Origin of the sequence: Ralstonia sp. UNC404CL21Col (genome assembly GCF_000620465.1) — a bacterium.
Taxonomy (GTDB): domain Bacteria; phylum Pseudomonadota; class Gammaproteobacteria; order Burkholderiales; family Burkholderiaceae; genus Ralstonia; species Ralstonia flatus.
The window spans coordinates 617968-640518 of the sequence record NZ_JIBE01000004.1 but is presented as its reverse complement, the minus strand read 5'-3'; the positions used below and the strand labels follow the sequence as shown (position 1 = coordinate 640518).

Below are 22551 nucleotides of genomic sequence, written 5' to 3'. Positions count from 1 at the left end.
ATGTGAACAAATCCGCCCCCAACTTGTCGCACAAGGGCCGCCCGGCCCTTTCCACTTTCCCAGCGTTTCCGCTCCGCCCGTCTTTGAACCCGCCCCATTCCCATTTCAGGACCGCATGCACGTAGACACCCCGCTCATCTCGACCATCATCGGTGGCATCGTGCTGGCCTTCATCTTCGGCACCATCGCGCAGCGCCTGCGTCTGCCGCCGCTGGTCGGCTATCTCATGGCGGGCGTGGTGGCCGGGCCGTTCACGCCCGGTTTCGTGGCCGATCAAAGCCTTGCGCCGCAACTGGCCGAGCTGGGCGTGATCCTCCTGATGTTCGGTGTGGGGCTGCACTTCTCGATGAAGGAGCTGCTGGCGGTGAAGGCCATCGCCATTCCGGGCGCCATCGGCCAGATTGCGCTCGCCACGCTCATGGGCATGGGGCTGGCGTGGCTGCTCGGGTGGGATTGGGGCCCGGGGCTGGTATTCGGCCTGGCGCTCTCGGTGGCGAGCACGGTGGTGCTGCTCAAGGCGCTGGAAGATCGCGGTATCGACAACTCGCACGAAGGCCACATCGCCGTCGGCTGGCTGATCGTGGAAGACCTCGTGATGGTGGTGACGCTCGTGCTGCTGCCGGCCTTGGCGGGGGCGCTGGGCGGCGCCGGCAGCACGGCGGTCAGCACGTGGGACATCGTCAAGGTGCTGGCCGTCACGCTCTCGAAGGTGGTGGCCTTTGCCGCACTGATGCTGGTGGTGGGCCGCCGCGTGATCCCGTGGATGCTCGAGCGCATCGTCATGACGGGCAGCCGGGAGCTGTTCCGCCTGGGGGTGCTCGCCACGGCGCTGGGCGTCGCCTATGGCGCGACGGTGCTGTTTGGCGTGTCGTTCGCGCTCGGCGCGTTCTTTGCGGGGATGGTGCTGGCCGAGTCCGAATTCAGCCAGCGCGCGGCGGAAGAATCGCTGCCGCTGCGCGACGCATTTGCGGTGCTGTTCTTCGTGTCGGTGGGCATGTTGTTCGACCCGCGGGTGCTGATCGAAGACCCCTGGGCTGTGCTGGGCACGGTGCTGATCGTGGTGGTGGGCAAGTCGCTGGCGGCGTTTGCGGTGGTGCGCGCGTTTGGCCACGGTAACCGCACGGCGCTCACGATTTCCGCCAGCCTCGCGCAGATCGGCGAGTTTTCGTTCATCCTGATCGGGCTGGGGATCAGCCTGGAGATCCTGCCCGACCGCGCGCGGGGGCTGTTGTTGTCGGCGGCGATCCTGTCGATTCTGCTGAATCCGCTGATGTTTGCCCTGATCAACCGTCTCAAGCGCGAGGTGGCCCCGGAGCCGGCGACGGCGGATTGAGCGTCAGCGCCATCCCGAACTGTTTTGCACGCAAGGAGTGTTCATGAGCAATCTGACTATCGGAGTGATCGTCGGCAGCCTGCGCAAGGCGTCGTTCAACCGCCAGCTGGCGCAGGCGCTAGCGGGCTTGTTGCCGTCGGGGGCGACGGCGCAGTTCATCGAAATTGGCGAGCTGCCGCTCTACAACCAGGACCTCGACGCGAGCCTGCCCGAGCCGGTACAGCGCTTCAAGGCGGCGGTGGCGGGCGTGGATGCCTTGTTATTCGTCACGCCGGAATACAACCGCGGCATCCCGGGCGTGTTGAAGAATGCGATTGACTGGGGTTCTCGGCCGTACGGCCAGAGCGTGTGGGGCGGTAAACCGGCCGGCATTGCGGGGGCTTCGCCGGGCGCGATCGGCACGGCGTTGTCGCAGGCGCAATTACGTAATGTGCTCGCGGCGGTCGGCGTGAAGGTCTTGCCGTTGCCGGAGGTGTTCTTCCACTTTGCGGGGGAGCCCTTTGATGCCCAGGGCGGGGTGACGGATGCGCGGACGCGCCAGTTCTTGCAGGGGTTTGTCGACCGATTCGTCGAGTGGGCGGGTCAGAAGCCAGCCTGACGAATCGATCAACCGGGGTGTTCAGGGCCGGGCGGGGAAGGGGTTCCCGCTCGGCCGTTTTGCCTTATGCCTTGGGGCAGGGCATTAAGCCAGGAAAGCGGCGGCGCTGATGAGCCAGCCGGCTGCCACGCAGCTCGCAATCCAGGCGGCCATGACGGCGCCAATATCCAACCATTTCATCATTGTTCTCCTTACAACACTTGCATTGCTTGTTCAGGCAATCGATGTCTGAACAACTGTCACGAAGTGTAGGTGTTGCAATGCGGAAGAACAATACGGCGTGGGGTGAACAGACTGTTCCAAGAGTAACAACAGATTTCAGCCCTTGCGTGGACGCCTCTGCGCTTGCAAGACGCCCGCGCCATGTGCCCAGATCTGTTGCTGCATTGCAACAACTGACGTCGGGCGCCCCCGCTATTTCGTCCGGAAGGTCGCGGCCACCAGATCGGCAAAACGGGCTTCTTCGGCAAACTCAGTGGGGTTGTCATGCCCCGCGGTGCCGAATACGCGCAGCAGATAAACCGCCCCGTTGCCGAAAAACGCATACCCCCGAACGACCACAGTCCGGGCCGCGGAGGTGTTCCATTCGCCTTCCCAGTAGATCAACCGGCGGCCGGCAAGAACCTGCTGGGTCGGGGCCTTGCCGCGCACGAGCCGGGCAGCCCAGGCGGGGCGATCGCCATGCACGCGCGATTCCATGTGGTTGAGCAGGATGGCCAGATCGCGCGGGCGCACGGTTTCCAGATAATCCGGCGTGCCTTTGTCGAAATCGGACTTGCGTACCGTCACCAGCGCAAAGCTATCCGGCGGGACGGTCTGCTGTGCAAACACCAGCCGCGACGGGCCAAAGGGTGAGTTGATGGTGGCCGCAACGGACGGAATGGGCGTTTCGCTGGTCAGCCGCAATGGGCCCCATGTGCGTGGCAGGGCGATGCTGGCGCTGGCGTCAATGCGCTGCGTCACGGGGTAGATGAACCTGGGCGCCGCCCGGGCCGATGTCCACGGCACCATGCCGAGCGCGGCGATCCATGCGGCTGCGCATGCGTATCCGACACAACCGCCCCAGCGGCGGTACCACGTTGCGATGTACGGCGCCACTCGCGGGCTCCTGGCAGAAAAGATGGCGAACGATTCCGTGGGCGTGTGCATACCTACGCACAGCAATGCGTATGCCCGCGCCTATTCGTGGCGCCGTCTTCCCCCGCCCTCAACATATCGATTGGCATGCAGGTGCGCCACCGGCGTGTGGCGGGGCATCGAACGGATTAATCCGCGCGTGGGGGGGGGCGATGTGGCTCTATCAGGATGGGCTTCCATGGCTCTTCTCATGGAGCCAGGATGTTCGGTAGCGTGAAGGTGCTTCGTTCTTCGTTCTTCGATGTTCTCGATCCAGGTTTTGCGCATGACCACGCTCAACGCATATCAGCAACCCATCGGCGCGCCGCTGCCCGGCTGGACGCCCCGACCGCTGCCGCCGCACACGCCGCTCGCCGGCCGCTATTGCCGACTGGAACCGCTTGATGCTGCCCGGCACGCCGACGCGCTGTTCGATGCGTTCAGCGAGGCGCAGGACGATCGCGTCTGGACATACATGGTGGAAGGCCCGTTTGCCGATATCGCCGCACACGTTGCCTATATCGAGCGCATTGCGGCGAAGCGCGATCCGCTGCAGTACGCCGTGATCGACGCGCGTACCGACCGGCCGGTCGGCACGCTGGCGCTGATGCGCATCACGCCTGACCACGGTGTGATCGAAGTGGGGGCCGTGACCTTCTCGCCGCTGCTGCAACGGACGCCCGCATCGACGGAAGCGCAGTTCCTGCTGATGAAGCACGTGTTTGAAGATCTCGGCTATCGGCGCTACGAGTGGAAATGCGACAGCCTGAATGCGCCGTCGCGGCAGACCGCGCAGCGGCTGGGTTTCCAGTTCGAGGGCATTTTCCGGCAGGCGGTGGTCTACAAGGGCCGCAGCCGCGATACCGCCTGGTTCTCCATCATCGACGCCGATTGGCCGCAGGTGCGGGCCGCATTCGAGCAATGGCTGTCGCCGGAGAACTTCGATGAAGACGGGCGCCAGCGTGCATCGCTGGCTGCGTTGCGTTCGGCCTGAAGCGTCTTGCTACGAATCGGGCGCGGACGTATCGGCGTACATGCCGCGCAGCGCCAGCGCGCGTTCGGTTTCCGGCAGCGCCAGGATGGAGCGGGAGAAGCCGATCAGCGCCTGGCAGCGTTCGGCCGGCGGCGCGGCGTGGCGCAGCGCGGGGACGGTCAGCACGCGCTGTTCAGCCAGCGGCAGCGCGGCCACGGCGAGCTGCAGCACCGGCAGGCTTTGTGCGCGCGTGACAACCGGCGCGTGGTCCGGGTCGGCGGCCTGCATCAGGTCCGAAAACAAGGCCTGCTCGCGGGTCACCAGCGCGCGCGGCAATCGCGCGGCGGCGGCGCTTGCCCCGGACGTGCCATCCAGATAAGCCACGCAGGCTTCCGCGCTCACGCGCTGCAGGGCCTGCGCCTGCTCCAGCGTGAGTTGGGCGTTGGCAAAGAGCAGCGCATTCGGCGCGGTCGGGATCAGCGCGCGATACAGCTTGCCTGTCTGCTCCCGCAGCAGCGTCATGGCTTGCGCATCCGTCACGTTGCGCTGCAGTTCTGGCCACAGCGTGTCGATCAAGCGGCTGAAGTGCGCGGGGTACTTGCGCTCCAACGCTGCATATAGCGGGGCGCTGCGCAGTTCCGCGGCCAGGGCTTCGCGGGTGTTCAACTGCGTGGCCATGGTTGCGTATTCACCACCGGGCGAAGCGCGCGTGACGACATGGTCGGCCAGCAATTCCTGCGCGGACGGAAACCACATCTGGTCGAACGGCGTGTCCTGCACGCGGCGCACGAAGGCGTCGGGCAAGCCGGCATCTGAATAGGCACGCCAGAGTTCGCTGTCGGTGGAGCCGGGGCTCTGATCGTGATCGGCGCCAACCGCACGCGGGCGGTGGAAGCCGATGCGCGCGCCCGGCGCAGCGGCGCGGTCGACCCCTGCAAGGAAGGCGATCGTGCAGGCAGAAGCGCAGCTGCGCTCAACATACGTGCGCAGATGATGGCGGCGGATGACGTCTGCCACCAGCGTCCCCTCGCGCAGCCAGCCGCCTTCGGAGCGCAGCACGACGGCGGTGGCATTCGGCGCCTTGCGCAGCGCGGCTTCCAGGGCATCGGCGGCGCCGTCGTTGATGCCGCCGCTGAACAGGATGGCGCGCCCATCGCGTTGCGGCATCACCGTAAATGGCGACGCCGCCTGTTCTCCCAGCGCGGTGCGCAGATGCGCGCTCAGGCGCGGCCCATCGTTGATGACGCGCGAGCTTGTGCCGACGGCGCCGAGCACGATCATCACCTTCGCGATCAGCGGCCATGGGTTTGACAAGCCAGCAAGCCGGTTGCGCGCCTGCTCCCGATCGGCCGAGCGCCAGGTGCCGACCACCGCCCAGATCCACAGCGCCAATCCCATCACGTAAATCACGAGCAGTGCGGCAGACGCCGCGCGCGCCGGTGCGTTATGTGCCAGCGCGTGCGTGACGCCGGCGCTGAGCGCCACCACACCAAACTGCATCAGCGCCGTGTGCAGCCAGTACGACCGGGCGAGGCTGTAGTCGCCGCGCCAGTGGCGTGCAAAGAAATTGCGCGATGGCGTGCGCTCCGGATGCGGATCGGAAGGGGCGGTCGGGGGCAGGGCGGCGTCGCTGGCGGCGGAGGTCATGCGTGTTCTCTGTGCCGCACACGGGAGGGCGGCGCGGCGATTGTCGCTGCCGGCGCTGCAAGCTGGCGTCCCCCCGATGGGAGGGGGTGAAGAGCGGGGCGGTCAGGCGCGGGCAACGGCGTCATCCAGGAAAAGCCGCCGCCGCGTTGCGCCCGTCAAGCCCTGACGGAAACCAGCGGTGGCTTGGCCGGCGTGATGGCCTCTGCGCTGGCGGGGTGGGCGGACTGTGCCGCCTGCGCCTGCGCTGCCTCACGGGTGTGCTGCCGGGTGTCGCTTACGGTGGACGAACCGGTGACCTTGTCTGTCGTGCGGGCCTTGGCGGCCGCATCGGTATTGCCGGTGCCGGAAGCGTTCTTGGAGGTGTTGTGGCGGTTCTCCAGCCGGGTCTCGGCTTGCTCGAGGCCGTTCTGCGCCTGAAGGCGCGCGATCTGCGCCTGCACGATCTGGATCTGCTGGCTGAGCAACTGCGCCTGCTCGCGTGCTTGATCGGGCGGCAGATTCTGCGCGGGAAGATCCTGCATCGACTTCTGCAGGTTCTTGAGCTGGCGCTGCAGGCGCTCGATGTCGGCGCCCGAGCTGCTTCCGCTGCCCGATGCGCCGGCGGTCGCAGTAGAAACGGAAGGTGAGGAAAGTTGCATGGCCATCTCGCTGATCGGTACGCCTTTCATCGGATGGCGGGCGGAAAACTTTAGCCTCCAGGCCAATAAATCTGACGGGTCCTGAATCTTGTTGTTCTGACAGAAAGAACATTATTTCCTCAGAAAGAACATATCTGTACAAGAAAGCCTGTTGATCTCCGTCCTCATCTCAAGTTTGTGCGGAGTTTACGGGTTTACGCCCGTTAACTGGGTCGGTTATGGTCTATAAAATAGAACTAAATTCCATCAAACAGAACGCATCGACTCAGGCGCGTTCAAGGAGACGCCCATGCTTTCTTCCCCTCCGGCCGCCAGTGGCCGACTCCACGCCGGGTTGCCGGCGGTCCAGCTCAATCAGGTCTCGGTGCGGTTCGGCAGCTTCACCGCGGTGCAGGGCGTTGACCTGTCGATTGGTGAAGGCGAATTCGTGGCCGTGGTCGGGCCGACGGGTTGCGGCAAGAGCACGCTGCTGAATGCGGTGACCGGGCTGCTCAAGCCGGCTGGCGGCAGCGTCACGGTGTTTGGTGAGCCGTTGACCGGGCTCAACGGCAATGCCGGTTTCATGATGCAGCAGGACTCGCTGCTGCCCTGGAAGACGGCGCTCGACAACGTCGCGCTCGGCTTGGTGTTCCAGGGCATGCCGGTAGACGAGGCCCGCGAGCGCGCCCGTCCGTGGATGAAGAAGGTCGGCCTGGCCGGCTTCGAGGCGCGCTATCCGCATCAGCTCTCGGGCGGGCAGAAGAAGCGCATCAGCATGGCGCAGACGCTGATCCTCTCGCCCAAGATCGTGCTGATGGACGAGCCGTTCTCGGCGCTCGATGTGCACACGCGCCACCTCATGCAGAGCGAGCTGCTGCGCCTCTGGCAGGAAGACCGCAAATCGCTGCTGTTCATCACGCACGACCTGGAGGAGGCCATTGCCTTGGCCGACCGCGTGGTCGTCATGTCCGCCGGGCCCGCCAGCCGGCCGGTTGGCGATGTCGAAATCACGCTGCCGCGTCCGCGCAACGTGTCTGAAATCAACATGTCCGACGCGTTCATCCGCCTGTATCGCGAGATCTGGTCGATCCTCGGCACCGAAGTGGAGAAGAGCCATGCCGTCCAGCACTAACACGATGCCTACCGTGGGCACGCAGCGCGCCGGTCTCGCGCACAAGACCAAGATCCGCCTGTTCCAGCTGGCCGTGGTGGTGTGGATGTTCGGCTCGTGGGAGGGCCTCGGCCGCGCGGGCGTGGTCGATCCGTTCTATTTCTCGATGCCGTCGTCGATCGTCGCGCGCATCTGGGAGTGGTTCACCGCCGGCGACATCTACACGCACCTGGCCATCACCCTGGCCGAGACGATTCTCTCGTTCGGCATCGGCACGCTGCTCGGTATCAGCCTGGGGCTGTGGCTCGGCTTGTCCAAGCTCGCGGCCGAGGTGCTGGACCCGTTCATCAAGGTCTTCAATGCGATCCCGCGCATCCTGCTCGCGCCCATCTTCGTGATGTGGTTCGGTCTGGGGCTGACCTCCAAGGTGGCGCTGGGCGCGACGATGGTGCTGTTCATCACGTTCTTCAATACGTACCAGGGCGTGCGCGAGGTGAACCCCGTCATCCTGGCCAACGCGCGGCTGCTCAAGGCCAGCCGCATCAGCCTGCTGCGCCACGTGTATGTGCCGTCGGCCACCAGCTGGATTCTCTCGAGCCTGCGCGCTTCCGTCGGCATGGCCGTGATGGGCGCGATCGTGGCGGAGTACCTCGGCTCGTCCGCTGGCCTGGGCCACCTGATTGCGCAGGCCGAAGGCGTGTTCGATGCCACCGGCGTGTTCTCGGGAATCGTCGTGCTGTCGGCCTTCGTGATTGCGCTGGACCGCAGCGTCGATGCGCTCGAAGGCAAGTTGCTGGTGTGGCGCCCGAAGGTCGACCCCGAAACGGGCGCCTGAGCCCCAATCACAATGATGGAGACAACCATGAAGCGATGGATTTCGGCCCTGTTGTGTGCGGCCGTCTGCACGGCAGCCAACGCCGCCGAGCCGGAGAAGAAGGACGTGAGCTTGTCGGTCGGCTCGATGATCCTGAACTACATGCCGGTGCCGCTTACGCAGTCGCTGGGCAACTTCCAGAAGGAAGGGCTCAACGTGAAGGTGGAGAACTTCCAGGCCGGCGGCAGCAAGGCGCTGCAGGCGCTGATTGCCGGATCGACCGATGCGGTGGTGGGCTTCTATGACCACACCATCCACATTCAGGCGCAGGGCAAGGACATTGTCTCGGTCGCGCTGCTCAACGTTACGCCCGGCATCGTGCTGGCCGTGCGGCCCGACCTGGATATCAAGAACGGCAAGGACCTGAAGGGCAAGAAGATCGGCATCACCGCACCGGGCTCGTCCACCGATCTGTTTGCCCGCTATTACGCCATCAAGAGCGGCCTGCAGGTGAACGACGTGTCGTACATCGCCGTGGGTTCCGGCGCGCCGGGCATGGTGGCGCTGGATCGCAAGGAGATCGATGCGCTCGTCAATTTCGACCCCGTAGCCAGCCTGCTGGAGAAGCGCCGCGCCGCCAAGTTCCTCGTCGATACGCGCACCGATGCCGGCTCCAACGCCGTGTTCGGCGGCCGCTACCCGACCGCCACGCTGTATGTCACGCGCGACTTCGTGACGAAGAATCCCGAGACCGTGCAGCGTCTGGTGAACGCCTTCATCCGCACGCTCAAATGGATCGACGCCAGCACGCCGGAGGCCATTGCCGACAAGATGCCCAAGGAGCAGCAGGTGGGCGGGCGCGACGTGTTTGTCGATGCGCTGCGCCACTCCAAGCCGATTTTTTCCAAGGACGGCCTGATGACCGATGCCGATGCCAAGGTGGCGTTGACGGTGCTCTCGAGCTACGACGAAAAGATCCGCAACGCCAAGATCGACCTGGCGAAAACGTACACTAACCGCTTCGTCGACCAAGCCCTGAAGACGGTCAAGTGAACCGTCTCGCCCAACCCGCCATGACCGCAGAGCGCCAAACCACCCAGAACGAGATCACGCCCGCCGCCAACGAGGGCGATGCCGCCACGCCGGGGCAGTCGGGCGTGGCTGCGCTGGACCGCGCGTTCTCGATCCTGTTTGCGTTCCGCCCCGGCGATTACGCGCTGACGCTGGCCGAGTTGGCCGCGCGCACCGGGCTCTACAAGAGCACGATCCTGCGGCTTGCCGGCTCGCTCATCCAGCACCGCATGCTGTTTCGGCTGGAAGACGGCCGCTACCAGATCGGCGCCGCGCCGTTGATGCTCGGCGCGCTCTACCAGCGCAGCATGCGCCTGGGCGACGTGGTGCTGCCGCACATGCGCGCCCTGGCCGAGGCCACGGGCGAGGCGGTGTCGCTCTATATCCGCGAGCGCGATGTGCGTGTCTGCCTGCACCGCGTGGATTCGAACCATTCGATCCGCGATCACGTGCGCGAGGGCGACGTGCTGCCGCTGGAGCGCGGTTCGGGCGGGCGTGTGCTGTGCGCGTTCTCGGGCATGCAGGGCGCCACGTACGACGCGATCCGGCGCGATCACTACTACGTGTCGATCGGCGAGCGCGATCGGGAAACGGTGGGCCTGTCGGTGCCGGTGTTTGGTGTGCAGCAGGCGCTGCGGGGTGCGCTGTGCCTTGCCGGTCCGGCCTCGCGCATCGACGGGGCGCTGCTGCAATCGTGGCGCGTGCCGGTGCTGGAGCACGCCGCGCAAATCACGTCCACGCTGGGTGGCGACCCCGCGCCGCTGCGTCTCGCTGCCCAACTGATCTCTAAAACCTAGGCTGCGCCAAGACGCCCAACCTCCTGAGCGGGGCGAGGGGCGGAGCCGACTGTGTAGCAGGAGTTGTTTTCATGGCTTTGCCTCTCGCGGGTTTGCGCGTGCTCGACTTGTCGAACGTGCTGGCCGGGCCGTTCTGCGGCTATCAGCTGGGTTTGCTCGGCGCAGAAGTCATCAAGATCGAGGTGCCGGGCAATGGCGATCTCGCCCGCCGTCTGGGCGCCGATCCTGAGCAGGCGCGCCGCAAGATGGGCGCCTCGTTCGTCGCCGTCAATGCGGGCAAGCAGTCCGTCACCGTCAACCTGAAGCACCCCGAGGGGCGCGCGATCCTGCTCAAGCTGGTGGCGCAGGCCGACGCGCTGATCGAGAACTACCGCCCCGGCGTGATGGACCGCCTGGAACTCGGCTACGACGTGCTGCGCGAGGTCAATCCGCGTCTCGTCTACTGCGCCATCTCGGGCTTCGGCAAGGACGGCCCGCTCAGCAGCAGACCCGCATACGACCAGATCATCCAGGGCATTTCCGGCGTGATGAGCGTCACGGGCGACGACGCGTCAGCGCCGCTGCGCGTCGGTTACCCGATCAGCGACACGGTGGGCGGCATCACGGCGGCGCTGGCCGTCACCGCATGCCTGCTCGGCGCGCAGCGTACGGGGCAGGGCTGCATGGTCGATGTGTCGATGCTGGAATCGACGCTCGCCACCATGGGCTGGGTCGTCTCCAACTACCTGAACGCCGGTGTGACGCCACAGCCGATGGGCAACCAGAATTTCACCGCCGCGCCGTCGGGCACATTCACCACGGGCGATGGGCTGATCAACATCGCCGCCAACGAAGACAAGCAGTTTGCCGCGCTGTGCCGCGTGGTGGGGCATCCGGAACTGGCCACCGACCCGCGCTTTGCCGAGCGCCATGCACGCAAGGAACATCGCCAGCAGCTCAACGACGCCCTGGAAGCGGCATTGGCCGCGCGCGCGGCCGCCGAATGGGAGCCGCTGCTGATCGAAGCCGGCGTGCCGGCCGGGCTGGTGCTCGACGTGCCTGGCGTGCTGGCGCACGAACAGGTGACGGGCCGCGGCTTCGTCACCTCGTTCCCCGAGGCCGGGCAGCACGTGACGCGCGCGGGCTTCCGCCTCTCGGGCGAAGATCCGTGCCCGCAGACACCGGCGCCATCGCTCTCCGCCCATACCGACGACTGGCTTGCCAGGCTCGGTTACCGCCACGACCAAATCGAAGCCTTGCGCGCCGAAGGCGCCATCTGATCATGACGACCGCACCGACACAGGACGCCGCCGGCCTCGCCGCCGATTACTGGCGCACCGACATCATCGACATCGAACCCGGCCGCATCCACGTACGCGGCTACCCGATCCAGGAACTGATCGGCCAGATCGGCTTTGCCGAAATGATCTGGCTGATGCTGCGCGGCGAACTGCCGGCCAAGCGGCAGGCGGCCTTGCTGGAAGCGGCGCTGGTGGCGTCGGTCGATCACGGCCCGCATGCGCCATCCATTGCGATCGCAAAGATGGCGACAAGCTGTGGCCTGCCGCTCAACGGCGCGATGGCGTCTGCGTTGAATGCGCTGGACGACGTGCACGGCGGAGCGGGGCAGCAGGCGGTCGAGCTGTTCCACGATATCGAGGCGCGCATGTTCGACGGCGCTTCGCTGGAGGCGGCCACGGCGGCGGGTGTCGACGCGTTCATCGCTGCGCATGGCAAATACCTGCCGGGCTTCGGGCATCGTTTTCACCCGGTCGACCCGCGCGCGGGGCGCCTGCTTGCCCTCGTGGACGAGGCAGCGCAGGACGGCGTGGTCGGCGGGCGGTATGCCGCCATCGGCCGCGCTATCGAAGCGCTGCTCTCCAGCCGCAAGGGCAAGCCGATTCCGATGAACATCGACGGCGCCACGGCCGTCATCTATGCGGAACTGGGTTTTGCGGCGCCGCTTGCGCGCGGCGTGTTCTGCCTGTCGCGTGCCGTTGGCATCCTGGCGCACGCCTGGGAGCAAAGCGGCCGCGGCGAGCGCAACAAGGGCCCGATGCCGCGCCAGCTGCCGTACCGCTATACCGGGCATGCCGCACGGCATCTGGCGCAAGCCGAGCCGGCCACCGCACCATGACGTATTTCAACTGGCCCATCGTCGAAACCACCGTCTTTGCGGAGATGCCGGCCGCGTTGCGTCGGCCGGTGCCGACCGAATGGTCGCGCGCCAACAAAGGCGGCGCGCCGGTCGATTGCTTCCTGGAAGGCCCGTGCTGGGACGCGCACGGCAATCTCTGGCTGGTCGACATTCCGCATGGCCGCATCCTGCGCGTCTCTTCGCAGGGCGATTGGGATGTGGTGGCGGAATACGACGGCGAACCGAATGGCCTGGCGCTGCGCCACGACGGCACGCTGCTGATTGCGGACTACAAGAATGGTCTGCTGTCGCTCGACCCCGCGACGGGCGCAGTCACGCCGTTTCTTACGCGACGCAACAGCGAACGCTTCAAGGGCCCCAACGATCTGATCGTCGCGCGCAACGGCGATGTGTATTTCACCGACCAAGGCCAGACTGGCCTGCATGACCCGACCGGCCGCGTGTATCGCCTGCGCACGGATGGCCGGCTCGACTGTCTGCTCGCCAATGGCCCGAGCCCCAACGGTCTGGTGCTGACGCCCGACGAATCCGCGCTGTTCGTGGCCATGACGCGTGACAACGCCGTCTGGCGTTTGCCGCTGCTCGCCGACGGCAGCACGAGCAAGGTCGGCCGCTTCGCGCAGTTCTACGGCACCAGCGGCCCCGACGGCATGGCGATGGACGCAGCCGGCCACCTCTTCGTCGCGCATGCATCGCTGGGCGCGGTGTTCGTTGTCTCGCCGCATGGCGAACCACTGGCGCGCATCGCATCGTGCCGGGGGCGCACCACTACCAACGTTGCACTCACGCCCGACGGGCACTCGCTCGTCATCACCGAATCCGCCACGGGCACCGTATTGCGCGCCCGCTGGACGCCGCCCCGCCACGACTGAGCGCAAACGCGGGCTGTTGTCGCAGCCCACGTTGTCCTACAGCTGTCCTACATCGGGGCGGCTGTCAGATCGTCAAAATTCCTTCGTTTTTTCGTTCCGCAGACGCCCATACGGCACTTTTTTGCGCACTGCAACAGAAGAAGTGCTGGGCTCGTCCTTTTTAGCCCGGGCGCACTGCTTTTACAGATCGTTTTTGTATCGTTTTGTGAGACGTGTCTCGACATGAGAAACGGAAAGGTAGGAGCCGTCCTACAAAACCGCCATTTCACTGTAGGAGTGCTCCTACAAAACCGGGCCAAAAGCGGTCGGAACTGTCCTACACGGCGTGTAGGAGTGGGTCAGAAGTGTCCTACAAGCGGTTAACCCGGCATCCAATGCTCACAGTCGCAGAAGTGCGACGCCTTCTTTGTTGATTTCCGACAACTTTAGGCAATTTAATTGCTATCTTTCGCCGTTCATTGGGGTAAATACGTGTCAAACACCCGCTTTAGCGCATGGTCCACCCAGGCCTGTTGCGTCGGCAAAGGCTTCATTTGCAACGTTTATTAACAGATTTGTAGGAAAACGGCTTACAAAAAAACGGATTACCTCACCCCTCCAACGTAGGGGTCCACCCTTCTTTACTTACCCCGGACCACAAACCACAATGTGTTCAACAGAAAACAACTTCGCCATGTCTTTAGCGACGTGAGTAAGAAGGGGCAGGAAGTGCCGGCAACGGCGCCGACTGCAGGAAACATCCGATCTGTGGGGATTGGTGAACAGCCCGGCGAGGGTAGGCGCAAAAAAATAGCGCCAACCGGACATCACCATGCGAGACCGGATGCAAGTTGTACTTTTACTGCACACGACGGGACATACATGGACACGCAAGACATTGTTTCCGAGATCAGCGAGCTGAATCTCACCTATTTGATGCTTGCCCAGCAGATGCTGGCCAAGGATCGCGATGCCGCACTCTTTCGCCTCGGCATCTCTGAAGAACTGGCTGACATCCTGCTGACGATGTCGCCCGCGCAGATCGTCAAGCTGGCCAGCACGAACATGATGCTGTGCCGCTTCCGCTTCGACGATCACGCCATCCTGGGTCTGGTGACCCAGCCGCACCGTGACAAGGGCCTGCAGCAATCGCAAATGTCGATCCTGCTGGCACGTCAGGCGGTTGAGCAGATCAGCTGAGCCATTTGCGGCGGGTGTTCCGCCGGGTTCAGGGATTGCACTTTGGATGAGTAGCAAGCGAAGCGGGAGCAGTGCCATGCGTCACACCAGCGTCATGAACGAAGTTCAGCAGATCCACCTTGCAGCGGAATTGATTTCGCTCGGTGCCCGTCTGCAACTGCTGGAACAGGAAACCACGCTCAGCCGTGAGCGTCTGGTCAAGCTGTACAAGGAAATCCGCGGGGAATCGCCGCCCAAGGGCATGCTGCCTTTCTCGGCAGACTGGTTCCTGACGTGGTCGCCGAACATCCATTCGTCGATCTTCCTGAACATCTACCGTTTTCTGGGCGAGAACAGCCGCAGCACGGGAGTGCGCCGCCTGATCTCGGCCTACAAGCTGTACCAGGAACACATTCACGTCCACGAACAGGAAGAGGTGCTGTCGATCACCCGCGCGTGGATGATGCTGAAGTTCTTCGAGGGGAAGATGCTGCACACCGTGAAGTGCAAGCGCTGCACCGGCCATTTCGTGGCCCACGCAGACGACCTGCACCACGATTTCGTGTGCGGTGTGTGCCAGCCGCCGTCACGCGCAGGGAAGAAAAAGCGCGTCGCTGCTCCGGTCGATGCGATCGCAGAAAAGACGATCGACGCCTGATAACGGCATTGCAGGGATACGGGAAGTCGGAAGTACGGGAGTACGGGAGTTGCAGAACCGCCGGGGGATGGTCAAAAAAGGGCGGACGGGAAATACGGGTAGCAGTACGGGAAATACGGGAATAGCCGAATAGCCGGCCAGACCGGCACATAACAATACAAAGAACAAAAGAGCAAGGAACACAGAGCAGGAAAGCACAGGGGCTCAGGCAGGACAAAAGGGGAAGGGGGTAGGCCGGTCGCGGGAAACTGCGGACCGGCATTTTTTTTGCCGCCGCGCGTAGAAAGAAGGAAGACGGGCGAAAAGTGGGGACGGAAAGCGATTTCCGTCCCTTTTTCTTTGGATCCGCCTAGGGGAACGCCCTCTTTCAGCCAGGTGGTGCTCAAGCCGCCCGTTTTGTTGCCGTTCTTGGTGAAGAAGGGCGCGGCGGCAGGGTTTTCCAAGCACCGCGCAGCAGCAAAAGCCGGCGCTCAAGCCTTCAGTTAACCGGGGGGATGCCGATATTCCCTCTTGTATTGATCGAAGGATCGCCCATTCAGGAGTTCGCCCCGTGTTAGTTGCCATCGGTTACATCGTGATTCTCGCGTCGGTGTTCGGCGGCTACATGCTGGCCGGAGGACACCTCGGGCCCTTGTTCCAGCCGACCGAACTGCTGATCATCTTCGGCGCCGGCATTGGCGCCTTCGTGGTCGGCAACGACAAAAAGGCCATCAACGCCACCGTCAAGGCGCTGCCGGGCCTGTTCAAGGGCTCGAAGTACACCAAGGCCCTCTATATGGAAGTGATGGCGCTGCTGTACGTGGTGCTGTCCAAGATCCGCCGCGAAGGGATGATGTCGATTGAAGCCGACATCGAAGCCCCGCACGAAAGCGCGCTGTTCGCCAATTACCCCGCCATCCAGGCTGATCACCACGCGCTGGATTTCATCTGCGATTACCTCCGCCTGATGGTTGGCGGCAACCTGAATCCGTTCCAGATCGAAGCGCTGATGGATCAGGAAATCGACACCCACCACCACGAAGCCGAACAACCGGCCCGCATCATCACCAAAGTGGGCGACGCCATGCCGGCCTTCGGCATCGTGGCCGCCGTGATGGGCGTGGTGCACACCATGGGCTCGGTCGGCCTGCCGCCGGCAGAGCTGGGCAAGCTGATCGCGTCCGCGCTGGTCGGTACGTTCCTCGGGATCTTGCTGGCGTACGGCTTCATCGGGCCGCTGGGTTCGCTGCTGGAGCAGCGCGCCGAAGAATCGACCAAGTTGTTCCAGTGCATCAAGGTCACGCTGCTGGCCAGCATGAACGGCTACGCCCCGGCGATTGCCGTGGAGTTCGGCCGCAAGGTGCTGTTCTCGACCGAGCGCCCGTCCTTTGCCGAGCTGGAAGACCACGTCCGTGGCGCCAAGACAGCGTAGCGCTGAACCCCATATGACACAGAGCGTGGCCAACGAGCCAAGCCATTAACGACGCAGCACACACCGACGGGAACGGACCATGAGCAAGTCCAGCACGCCGACCTTCATTGTCATTCGGCGCAACAAGAAAGGCGGACACGGCCACCACGGTGGCGCGTGGAAGATCGCCTACGCCGATTTCGTGACCGCCATGATGGCGTTCTTCCTGCTGATGTGGTTGCTCAGCTCGGTGACCAAGGCCGAGCTGTCGTCGGTTGAAACGTATTTCCGCACGCCGCTGAAGGTGGCGCTGTTCGGCGGCGCCGGTTCGGGCGACCAGTCCAGCATTCTCAACGGCAGCCCGGCGCTCAAGCAGAACATGCCGCAGCCCAACCCGAGCCCCAGCCCGACCGTGCAACGCCAGCGCAATATCCGCGATGAGTCGGATGACGCGGCGCTGAACAAGCTCAAGCAGAAGATTGCCGAGATGGTCGAGACGAACCCGGTGATGAGCCAGTTCAAGCACCAGTTGCTGATCGACATGACCACCGAAGGCCTGCGCATCCAGATCGTCGACCAGCAGAACCGCCCGATGTTTGCCAATGCCAGCGCCGAAGTGCAGCCGTATATGCGCACGATCCTGCGCGAGCTGGGCTCGGCGCTGAACGACGTGCCCAACCCGATCAGCCTGTCGGGCCACACCGATGCCACGCAGTACGCCACGCAGCACGGCTACAGCAACTGGGAGCTGTCGGCCGACCGCGCCAACGCATCGCGGCGCGAGCTGGTGGCGGGCGGCATGAAGCCCGAGAAGGTCAGCCGCGTGGTGGGCCTGGAGGCATCGGTGCCGCTGGACAAGGCCAACATCTACAACCCGATCAACCGCCGCATCAGCATCGTCGTGCTCAACGCACGCGCCGCTGAAGCCGTGCGCTCGGGTGGGGTCGAGCCGGTGGCCGACCTGCGCAATGACGGCAAGGACACGCTGACCGACGCCGCCGCACGTGCCACGGGCGTGGCAGACGCGGTGACTGCGGCCAAGCCATAAAGAGCGCCGAGGGGAGAAACAGTCAATGAGCGAGAAACACATCCTGGTGGTGGACGATTCCACATCGATCCGCCGCATGATTGCCGCGTGCCTGCGCGAGTGCGGCTTTGCCGTGACGGAAGCCGGCGACGGCACCGCCGCGCTGGAAGCCGCGCGCACCGCGGCCCAGGGCAGCCACCACCTTGTGATCACCGACCAGGTGATGCCGTCGATGGACGGCCTGACCCTCATCCGTGCGCTGCGCACGCTGCCGGCCTACGCCGACACCCCGATCCTCATGCTGACCACCGAGGCAGACAGCACCATCCGCGACCAGGCACGTGCTGCCGGCGCGACGGGCTTCCTGCCCAAGCCGTTCGACCCGGACGGGCTGACGGATTCGGTGATGCAGTTGCTCGAATGGCATGCGCAGACCCACGGGTCTGCATCGACGCATTAAACGACCGAGACGACAGATATGAACCTCGACCTTAGCCAGTTTTTCGGCGCCTTCTTCGAAGAGGCGGAAGAGCTGCTCGTCGACATGGAGCGGCTGCTGCTCAACCTCGATGTCGCCAATCCTTCTTCTGATGATCTGAACGCCATCTTCCGCTGCGCGCACTCCATCAAGGGTGGTGCTGCGACGTTCGGTTTCACACACATGACGGAACTCACGCATGTGGCCGAATCGATTCTGGACCGCGCTCGCACCGGTACCTTGCAGCTGCGCGAAAACATGGTGGATGCCTTCCTGGAAACGAAAGACGTGTTGAAAAGCCAACTTGATGCCTACCGGCAAGAGCACCCTATCGATACGGCCACGCTCGAATACATGGTGGCCAAGCTCAACAGCCTGACTGCCGAGGACGGCGCCCCTGTTGCTGCCGCGCCGGCAGCTGCGGCGCCCGTGGCCGCGACGCCGGAACCGGTGGTCGCGCCCCAGCCCGAGCCGGTGGTGGTCGAAGCGCCTGCGGCCGAAGTCGTGGGCGACATCGAAGGCGGCCTGGACATCAAGCTCATCGACGTCTCGAACGAAGACTGCGAGCTGATCGTCACTGAACTCAAGCACCTGGGGACCGTGCTGCGCCACGCGCGCACCGGCCGCAACAGCGACATCGTGCTGCAGAGCACCTGCACCGCCGACGACATCATCGCGGTGAGCTGCTTCATCATCGATGCCGACCAGATCGTCATCACGCCGCACGTCGGTGGCGTGGCGCCGGCTGCTGAAGCCGCTGCGCCGGTGGTGGCAGCACCGACCCCCGCTGCCGCACAGACGGAAGTGCACGCCCCGGCGGCCAACGAAGCTGCGCCGGCACAGCCGGTTGCGGCCGTTGCCGCCCCGATGCCGACCCGGCCGGCCGCTGCCGACCACAAGCCGGCCGTAGCCGCCGAAACGTCGATCCGCGTGGGCGTGGAAAAGGTCGATCAGCTCATCAACCTGGTGGGCGAACTCGTCATCACGCAGGCCATGCTGGCGCAAACCGCGCAGGCCTTCGACCCGGTGCTCAACGAACGCCTCTTTGCCGGCCTGTCGCAGCTCACGCGCAACGCGCGCGACCTGCAGGAAGCCGCCATGTCCATCCGCATGATGCCGATGGACTACGTGTTCAACCGCTTCCCGCGCCTGGTGCGCGACCTGGCGCACAAGCTGGGCAAGCAGGTCGAGCTGTCGACGTTCGGCAAGTCGACCGAACTGGACAAGGGCCTGATCGAACGCATCATCGATCCGCTTACGCACCTGGTGCGCAACAGCCTGGACCACGGCATCGAACTGCCCGAGGCCCGCGTGGCCGCCGGCAAGGACGCCACCGGCCAGCTGCTGCTGTCTGCAGCCCACCAGGGCGGCAACATCGTTATTGAAGTCAGCGACGACGGCCAGGGCCTGAACCGCGACAAGATCCTCAAGAAGGCCCGCGAGCGCGGTCTGCCCGTGTCGGACAACATGACCGACGACGAGATCAACCAGCTCATCTTCGCGCCGGGCTTCTCCACGGCCGACCAGGTGACGGACGTCTCCGGCCGCGGCGTCGGCATGGACGTGGTCAAGCAGAACATCCAGTCGATGGGCGGCTACGTCGAGATCCAGTCGCAGAAGGGCAAGGGCACGACGATCCGCATCGTGCTGCCGCTCACGCTGGCGATCCTGGACGGCATGTCCGTCAAGACCGGCGACGAAGTGTTCATCCTCCCGCTGTCGTGCGTGGCCGAATCGCTGCAGCCGCGTCCGGAAGACATCAAGGCCGTGCCGGGCGGCGGTCGCCTGCTGAAGGTGCGCAACGAATACCTGACGCTGGTGCCGATGTACGAACGCTTCCGCATCACGCCGTCGCTGCCCGATCCGTCGGAAGGCATCGTTGTGATCCTGGATTCGGAAGGCAAGAAGATTGCGCTGCAGGTGGACGAACTGGTCGGCCAGCAGCAGGTGGTGGTCAAGAACCTGGAGACCAACTACCGCCGCGTGCCCGGCATTTCGGGCGCGACCATCCTGGGCGACGGCAGCGTTGCTCTGATCGTCGACGTATCGGCACTGATGCGCGAGACCCGCGCTGGACATTCAGAAAACGCGATGCGTGCCGTTACTGCCGAAAAGCACGAGATGGGCGAGGCACAGGGCGGTCGTTTCTCGACCGAGGCGATGGCCGCGGCATAAGCGCTCACGCCTGGCAGGGTGGGATTCCACCCCACAACGAATTCAATTGAGTGGCCCAACGGGCCGAGGGGAGCCGCAATGGAAGTCAAGGAACACGCGATCGGCGAAGACACCGGCGGGGAGGAGTACCTGGCCTTCACGCTGGGCCGCGAGGAATACGGCATCGACATCCTGAAGGTGCAGGAAATCCGTGGCTACGAGACCGTCACGCGCATCGCCAATGCACCCGATTTCATCAAGGGTGTGATCAACCTGCGCGGCATCATCGTGCCGATCGTTGATCTGCGCATCAAGTTCCAGCTCGATCGCGTCGAGTACAACCAGTACACCGTCGTCATCATCCTGAACCTGAAGGACCGCGTGGTCGGCATCGTGGTGGATGGCGTGTCGGACGTGCTGACGCTGCAAAGCCAGCAGATCAAGCCGGCGCCGGAGTTCTCGGGCGCGCTGGACACGGAATACATCCGTGGCCTGGGCTCGATCGACGAGCGCATGCTGATCCTGGTGGACATCGAGCGCCTGCTGATGTCGGCCGACATGGCACTGTGCGACGAAGCAGAAGCCGCCTGATCGCAACATGAATCCAGCCGGGGCACGGACGACGTGCTCACGGCATATGAGGGCAGGGCCCACGTGGCCCAGCGGGCGACAAGACACCGTAACAACAGGTGCGGCGCCGTTAGGGGAGGGAAGCATGTTCAGCAAAATGACCATCCGGCTCCGTTTGGGGCTGATGATGGCGGGCATTGGTGTGCTCGCCGTTATCGTGGGCGTGTCGGGCCTCATCGGCATGCGACACGCCAATACCCGCGTTCAGGACGGCTATGCCGTGCAGTTGGCGGGCACCGTGGCATTGGCCGAATCCGATTCCAATCTCCTGAGCGCTCGCATCGTCCTCGATCGTGCAGCCATGGCGCCCAACGCGCCCGGCGTGGAAAAGTCGATCGAGCGCGCCAAGATGTTCCTGGACAAGTCCGACGCGGCCTGGAAGCGCTACCGTGCGCTGCCCGCCGCGGCAGACGAGCGCAAGCTGGCCGACGAGGCCGAGGGCCTGCGCGACGCTTTTCTGCGTGACGGCGCACAGGTGTTGATGCAGGCCGTGCAGGCGCACGACGAAGCGCGCATCAACAAGACCGTCATGGACGTCATGCCCGCGCTGTACCGCCCCTTGGGGGACAAGGTCGCGGCCATGAACCGCATGCAGATGGACCTGGCCAAAGCCAGCTACGAAGCGAGCCAGGCCGAGCACCACAATCTCACTGCGCTCACCACGGGCCTGCTGCTGGGCGGCATTCTGGTGGGCGGGCTGCTGACGTGGGCGCTGCGCCGCTCGATCACGGTGCCGCTGATGCGCGCCATCGAGCAGGCCGAGCACATTACGCAGGGCGATCTCACGCACACCATCCAGGTGGACCGCGCCGATGAAACCGGCCGTCTGCTGCAGGCGCTGCAACGCATGCAGGAAAGCCTGCAGAAGATGGTGGGGCAGGTGCGCTCGGGTTCCGATTCGATTGCCAGTGCCACGCAGCAGATTGCCGCCGGAAACGCAGACCTCTCGCAGCGCACCGAGCAGCAGGCTTCGGCGCTGGAAGAAACCGCGTCGAGCATGGAAGAGCTGACGAGCATCGTGCGCCAGAACGCCGACAACGCGCGTCAGGCCAGCACGCTGGCCGGCAACGCCTCGGACATCGCCGTCAAGGGTGGCGAAGTGGTCGGCCGGGTGGTGGACACCATGGCCGGCATCAACGACAGCAGCAAGAAGATCGCCGACATCATCGGCGTGATCGAAGGCATTGCCTTCCAGACCAACATCCTGGCGCTGAATGCGGCCGTGGAAGCTGCGCGTGCGGGCGAGCAGGGCCGCGGCTTTGCGGTGGTGGCCGGCGAGGTGCGCAACCTGGCCCAGCGCTCGGCCACGGCGGCCAAGGAAATCAAGGAACTCATCAGCGATTCGGTTGGCCGCGTTGAAAACGGCACGACGCTGGTGGCCGAAGCGGGCAGCGTCATCGACGAGGTGGTCGTTGCCGTCAAGCGCGTGACCGACATCATGGGCGAGATCAGTTCCGCATCGGACGAACAAAGCGCCGGTATCGAGCAGATCAACCAGGCCGTCACGCAGATGGACGAAGGCACGCAGCAGAACGCCGCGCTGGTGGAGCAAGCCGCCGCCGCTGCGATGTCGCTGCAGGAGCAGGCCAGCGGGTTGCGCCAGGCGGTGGCCGCTTTCCGGACGCAGGCCGGAACGCAGGCAAACGTGGCGCCGGCGGTGTCCATGGCTGCACGCGTGGCTGCCAAGCCGGCGCCGAAGGCCAAGGCCGCACCGCGCCGTGCCGCCAAGCCGAAGGCCGCAGCACGCAATACCGCTGAACCCGTCGCGCAGACCGCCGCTGCATCCGCAGCGCCGGCCGGCGCCACAGAACAACAACGCGAGCGCACCGCCGCCGCTGCCGTCACCAAAGCGGCTGCGTCAGCGCCCAAGTTGCCCGTACCCAAGCTCGTTGCCGCTGGCGGCGACGATAGCGACTGGGAGACCTTTTGACCATGTATGCACGGGATCTTCGCTGCTCGCGAAAGCTCTC

Annotated in this window: 22 protein-coding genes; 18 read left to right on the top strand and 4 right to left on the bottom strand. The window is 64.7% G+C overall.

Translation table 11 applies throughout. From position 1 onward, the window contains the following. Positions 1 to 115: 115 nt before the first annotated feature. Both N511_RS24110 and N511_RS0110975 read left to right on the top strand, forming a co-directional pair. Positions 116 to 1333: a cation:proton antiporter domain-containing protein gene (locus N511_RS24110; protein WP_081785357.1), complete on the top strand. Its 1218-nt coding sequence runs from the start codon at positions 116 to 118 to the stop codon at positions 1331 to 1333. A 43-nt stretch (positions 1334 to 1376) separates the two neighbouring features. Continuing rightward, positions 1377 to 1931, top strand: a complete 555-nt coding sequence (locus N511_RS0110975) for an NADPH-dependent FMN reductase (protein ID WP_027679330.1) — start codon at positions 1377 to 1379, stop codon at positions 1929 to 1931. A gap of 414 nt (positions 1932 to 2345) precedes the next feature. Here the strand turns inward: N511_RS0110975 and N511_RS0110965 are convergent, their stop codons facing one another. Further along, entirely contained in the window at positions 2346 to 3029 is a 684-nt protein-coding gene (locus tag N511_RS0110965; RefSeq protein ID WP_027679329.1) for a hypothetical protein, read from the bottom strand. A gap of 304 nt (positions 3030 to 3333) precedes the next feature. Here N511_RS0110965 and N511_RS0110960 point away from each other — a divergent pair, with 304 nt between their 5' ends. After that, positions 3334 to 4041 (top strand): GNAT family N-acetyltransferase, encoded by a 708-nt coding sequence (locus N511_RS0110960; RefSeq protein WP_027679328.1) that lies wholly within the window; start codon positions 3334 to 3336, stop codon positions 4039 to 4041. Between the two features lie 9 nt (positions 4042 to 4050). On the opposite strand, the gene N511_RS0110955 is transcribed toward N511_RS0110960, so the two are convergent. Together N511_RS0110955 and N511_RS0110950 are read right to left on the bottom strand one after the other, a co-directional pair. After that, on the bottom strand, positions 4051 to 5667 hold the full coding sequence (locus N511_RS0110955; RefSeq protein WP_027679327.1) for a membrane protein: 1617 nt from the start codon (positions 5665 to 5667) through the stop codon (positions 4051 to 4053). 155 nt (positions 5668 to 5822) lie between these two features. Beyond that, entirely contained in the window at positions 5823 to 6335 is a 513-nt protein-coding gene (locus N511_RS0110950) for a FlxA-like family protein (protein WP_027679326.1), read from the bottom strand. Positions 6336 to 6594: 259 nt separating this feature from the next. On the opposite strand from N511_RS0110950, the gene N511_RS0110945 reads away from it, so the two are divergent. The 9 genes from N511_RS0110945 to flhC all read left to right on the top strand — a co-directional run bounded on the left by N511_RS0110945 (position 6595) and on the right by flhC (position 14902). Further along, the gene (locus N511_RS0110945; protein ID WP_027679325.1) at positions 6595 to 7416 is read left to right on the top strand and encodes an ABC transporter ATP-binding protein; all 822 of its coding nucleotides are present in this window, start codon (positions 6595 to 6597) and stop codon (positions 7414 to 7416) included. Beyond that, complete coding sequence (locus N511_RS0110940) at positions 7400 to 8230, top strand: ABC transporter permease (protein WP_027679324.1); 831 nt, start codon at positions 7400 to 7402, stop codon at positions 8228 to 8230. The genes N511_RS0110945 and N511_RS0110940 overlap by 17 nt, the downstream gene beginning before the upstream one ends. A 27-nt stretch (positions 8231 to 8257) precedes the next feature. Beyond that, positions 8258 to 9262 (top strand): ABC transporter substrate-binding protein, encoded by a 1005-nt coding sequence (locus N511_RS0110935; RefSeq protein ID WP_027679323.1) that lies wholly within the window; start codon positions 8258 to 8260, stop codon positions 9260 to 9262. A 20-nt stretch (positions 9263 to 9282) separates the two neighbouring features. Further along, positions 9283 to 10077: an IclR family transcriptional regulator gene (locus N511_RS0110930; RefSeq protein ID WP_009240454.1), complete on the top strand. Its 795-nt coding sequence runs from the start codon at positions 9283 to 9285 to the stop codon at positions 10075 to 10077. Between the two features lie 71 nt (positions 10078 to 10148). Then, a complete protein-coding gene (locus N511_RS0110925) occupies positions 10149 to 11336 on the top strand; it encodes a CaiB/BaiF CoA transferase family protein (protein ID WP_027679322.1) in 1188 nt (395 codons plus the stop codon). A 2-nt stretch (positions 11337 to 11338) separates the two neighbouring features. Then, positions 11339 to 12193, top strand: a complete 855-nt coding sequence (locus N511_RS0110920; RefSeq protein ID WP_027679321.1) for a citryl-CoA lyase — start codon at positions 11339 to 11341, stop codon at positions 12191 to 12193. Continuing rightward, a complete protein-coding gene (locus N511_RS0110915) occupies positions 12190 to 13086 on the top strand; it encodes an SMP-30/gluconolactonase/LRE family protein (protein WP_027679320.1) in 897 nt (298 codons plus the stop codon). Before N511_RS0110920 ends, N511_RS0110915 begins: the two co-directional genes overlap by 4 nt. Positions 13087 to 13947: 861 nt before the next feature. Next, the gene (flhD, locus tag N511_RS0110910; protein ID WP_004627783.1) at positions 13948 to 14265 is read left to right on the top strand and encodes a flagellar transcriptional regulator FlhD; all 318 of its coding nucleotides are present in this window, start codon (positions 13948 to 13950) and stop codon (positions 14263 to 14265) included. Between the two features lie 76 nt (positions 14266 to 14341). Then, positions 14342 to 14902: a flagellar transcriptional regulator FlhC gene (gene flhC / locus N511_RS0110905; protein ID WP_027679319.1), complete on the top strand. Its 561-nt coding sequence runs from the start codon at positions 14342 to 14344 to the stop codon at positions 14900 to 14902. Between the two features lie 71 nt (positions 14903 to 14973). On the opposite strand, the gene N511_RS25240 is transcribed toward flhC, so the two are convergent. Then, positions 14974 to 15345 (bottom strand): hypothetical protein, encoded by a 372-nt coding sequence (locus N511_RS25240; RefSeq protein ID WP_155954042.1) that lies wholly within the window; start codon positions 15343 to 15345, stop codon positions 14974 to 14976. Positions 15346 to 15452: 107 nt separating this feature from the next. Here N511_RS25240 and motA point away from each other — a divergent pair, with 107 nt between their 5' ends. The 6 genes from motA (at position 15453) to N511_RS0110875 (ending at position 22511) form a co-directional block, all read left to right on the top strand. Next, complete coding sequence (motA, locus tag N511_RS0110900; RefSeq protein WP_027679318.1) at positions 15453 to 16313, top strand: flagellar motor stator protein MotA; 861 nt, start codon at positions 15453 to 15455, stop codon at positions 16311 to 16313. Positions 16314 to 16392: 79 nt separating this feature from the next. Next, positions 16393 to 17340: a flagellar motor protein MotB gene (gene motB, locus N511_RS0110895; RefSeq protein WP_027679317.1), complete on the top strand. Its 948-nt coding sequence runs from the start codon at positions 16393 to 16395 to the stop codon at positions 17338 to 17340. Positions 17341 to 17365: 25 nt separating this feature from the next. Then, positions 17366 to 17779 carry a response regulator gene (locus N511_RS0110890; RefSeq protein ID WP_027679316.1) on the top strand — a complete coding sequence of 138 codons (414 nt, stop codon included), beginning with the start codon at positions 17366 to 17368 and terminating at the stop codon, positions 17777 to 17779. 18 nt (positions 17780 to 17797) lie between these two features. Beyond that, positions 17798 to 19972 carry a chemotaxis protein CheA gene (gene cheA, locus N511_RS0110885; RefSeq protein WP_027679315.1) on the top strand — a complete coding sequence of 725 codons (2175 nt, stop codon included), beginning with the start codon at positions 17798 to 17800 and terminating at the stop codon, positions 19970 to 19972. Between the two features lie 78 nt (positions 19973 to 20050). Further along, on the top strand, positions 20051 to 20542 hold the full coding sequence (locus tag N511_RS0110880; RefSeq protein ID WP_009240463.1) for a chemotaxis protein CheW: 492 nt from the start codon (positions 20051 to 20053) through the stop codon (positions 20540 to 20542). A 124-nt stretch (positions 20543 to 20666) separates the two neighbouring features. Then, positions 20667 to 22511, top strand: a complete 1845-nt coding sequence (locus N511_RS0110875; RefSeq protein ID WP_027679314.1) for a methyl-accepting chemotaxis protein — start codon at positions 20667 to 20669, stop codon at positions 22509 to 22511. The last annotated feature ends 40 nt before the right edge of the window (positions 22512 to 22551 follow it).

Coding starts and splice junctions, on each gene's coding strand:
- N511_RS24110 (WP_081785357.1), top strand. CDS start 116: ATGCACGTAGACACCCCGCTCATCTCGACCATCATCGGTGGCATCGTG.
- N511_RS0110975 (WP_027679330.1), top strand. CDS start 1,377: ATGAGCAATCTGACTATCGGAGTGATCGTCGGCAGCCTGCGCAAGGCG.
- N511_RS0110960 (WP_027679328.1), top strand. CDS start 3,334: ATGACCACGCTCAACGCATATCAGCAACCCATCGGCGCGCCGCTGCCC.
- N511_RS0110955 (WP_027679327.1), bottom strand. CDS start 5,667: ATGACCTCCGCCGCCAGCGACGCCGCCCTGCCCCCGACCGCCCCTTCC.
- N511_RS0110950 (WP_027679326.1), bottom strand. CDS start 6,335: ATGAAAGGCGTACCGATCAGCGAGATGGCCATGCAACTTTCCTCACCT.
- N511_RS0110945 (WP_027679325.1), top strand. CDS start 6,595: ATGCTTTCTTCCCCTCCGGCCGCCAGTGGCCGACTCCACGCCGGGTTG.
- N511_RS0110940 (WP_027679324.1), top strand. CDS start 7,400: ATGCCGTCCAGCACTAACACGATGCCTACCGTGGGCACGCAGCGCGCC.
- N511_RS0110935 (WP_027679323.1), top strand. CDS start 8,258: ATGAAGCGATGGATTTCGGCCCTGTTGTGTGCGGCCGTCTGCACGGCA.
- N511_RS0110930 (WP_009240454.1), top strand. CDS start 9,283: ATGACCGCAGAGCGCCAAACCACCCAGAACGAGATCACGCCCGCCGCC.
- N511_RS0110925 (WP_027679322.1), top strand. CDS start 10,149: ATGGCTTTGCCTCTCGCGGGTTTGCGCGTGCTCGACTTGTCGAACGTG.
- N511_RS0110920 (WP_027679321.1), top strand. CDS start 11,339: ATGACGACCGCACCGACACAGGACGCCGCCGGCCTCGCCGCCGATTAC.
- N511_RS0110915 (WP_027679320.1), top strand. CDS start 12,190: ATGACGTATTTCAACTGGCCCATCGTCGAAACCACCGTCTTTGCGGAG.
- flhD (WP_004627783.1), top strand. CDS start 13,948: ATGGACACGCAAGACATTGTTTCCGAGATCAGCGAGCTGAATCTCACC.
- flhC (WP_027679319.1), top strand. CDS start 14,342: ATGCGTCACACCAGCGTCATGAACGAAGTTCAGCAGATCCACCTTGCA.
- motB (WP_027679317.1), top strand. CDS start 16,393: ATGAGCAAGTCCAGCACGCCGACCTTCATTGTCATTCGGCGCAACAAG.
- N511_RS0110890 (WP_027679316.1), top strand. CDS start 17,366: ATGAGCGAGAAACACATCCTGGTGGTGGACGATTCCACATCGATCCGC.
- cheA (WP_027679315.1), top strand. CDS start 17,798: ATGAACCTCGACCTTAGCCAGTTTTTCGGCGCCTTCTTCGAAGAGGCG.
- N511_RS0110880 (WP_009240463.1), top strand. CDS start 20,051: ATGGAAGTCAAGGAACACGCGATCGGCGAAGACACCGGCGGGGAGGAG.
- N511_RS0110875 (WP_027679314.1), top strand. CDS start 20,667: ATGTTCAGCAAAATGACCATCCGGCTCCGTTTGGGGCTGATGATGGCG.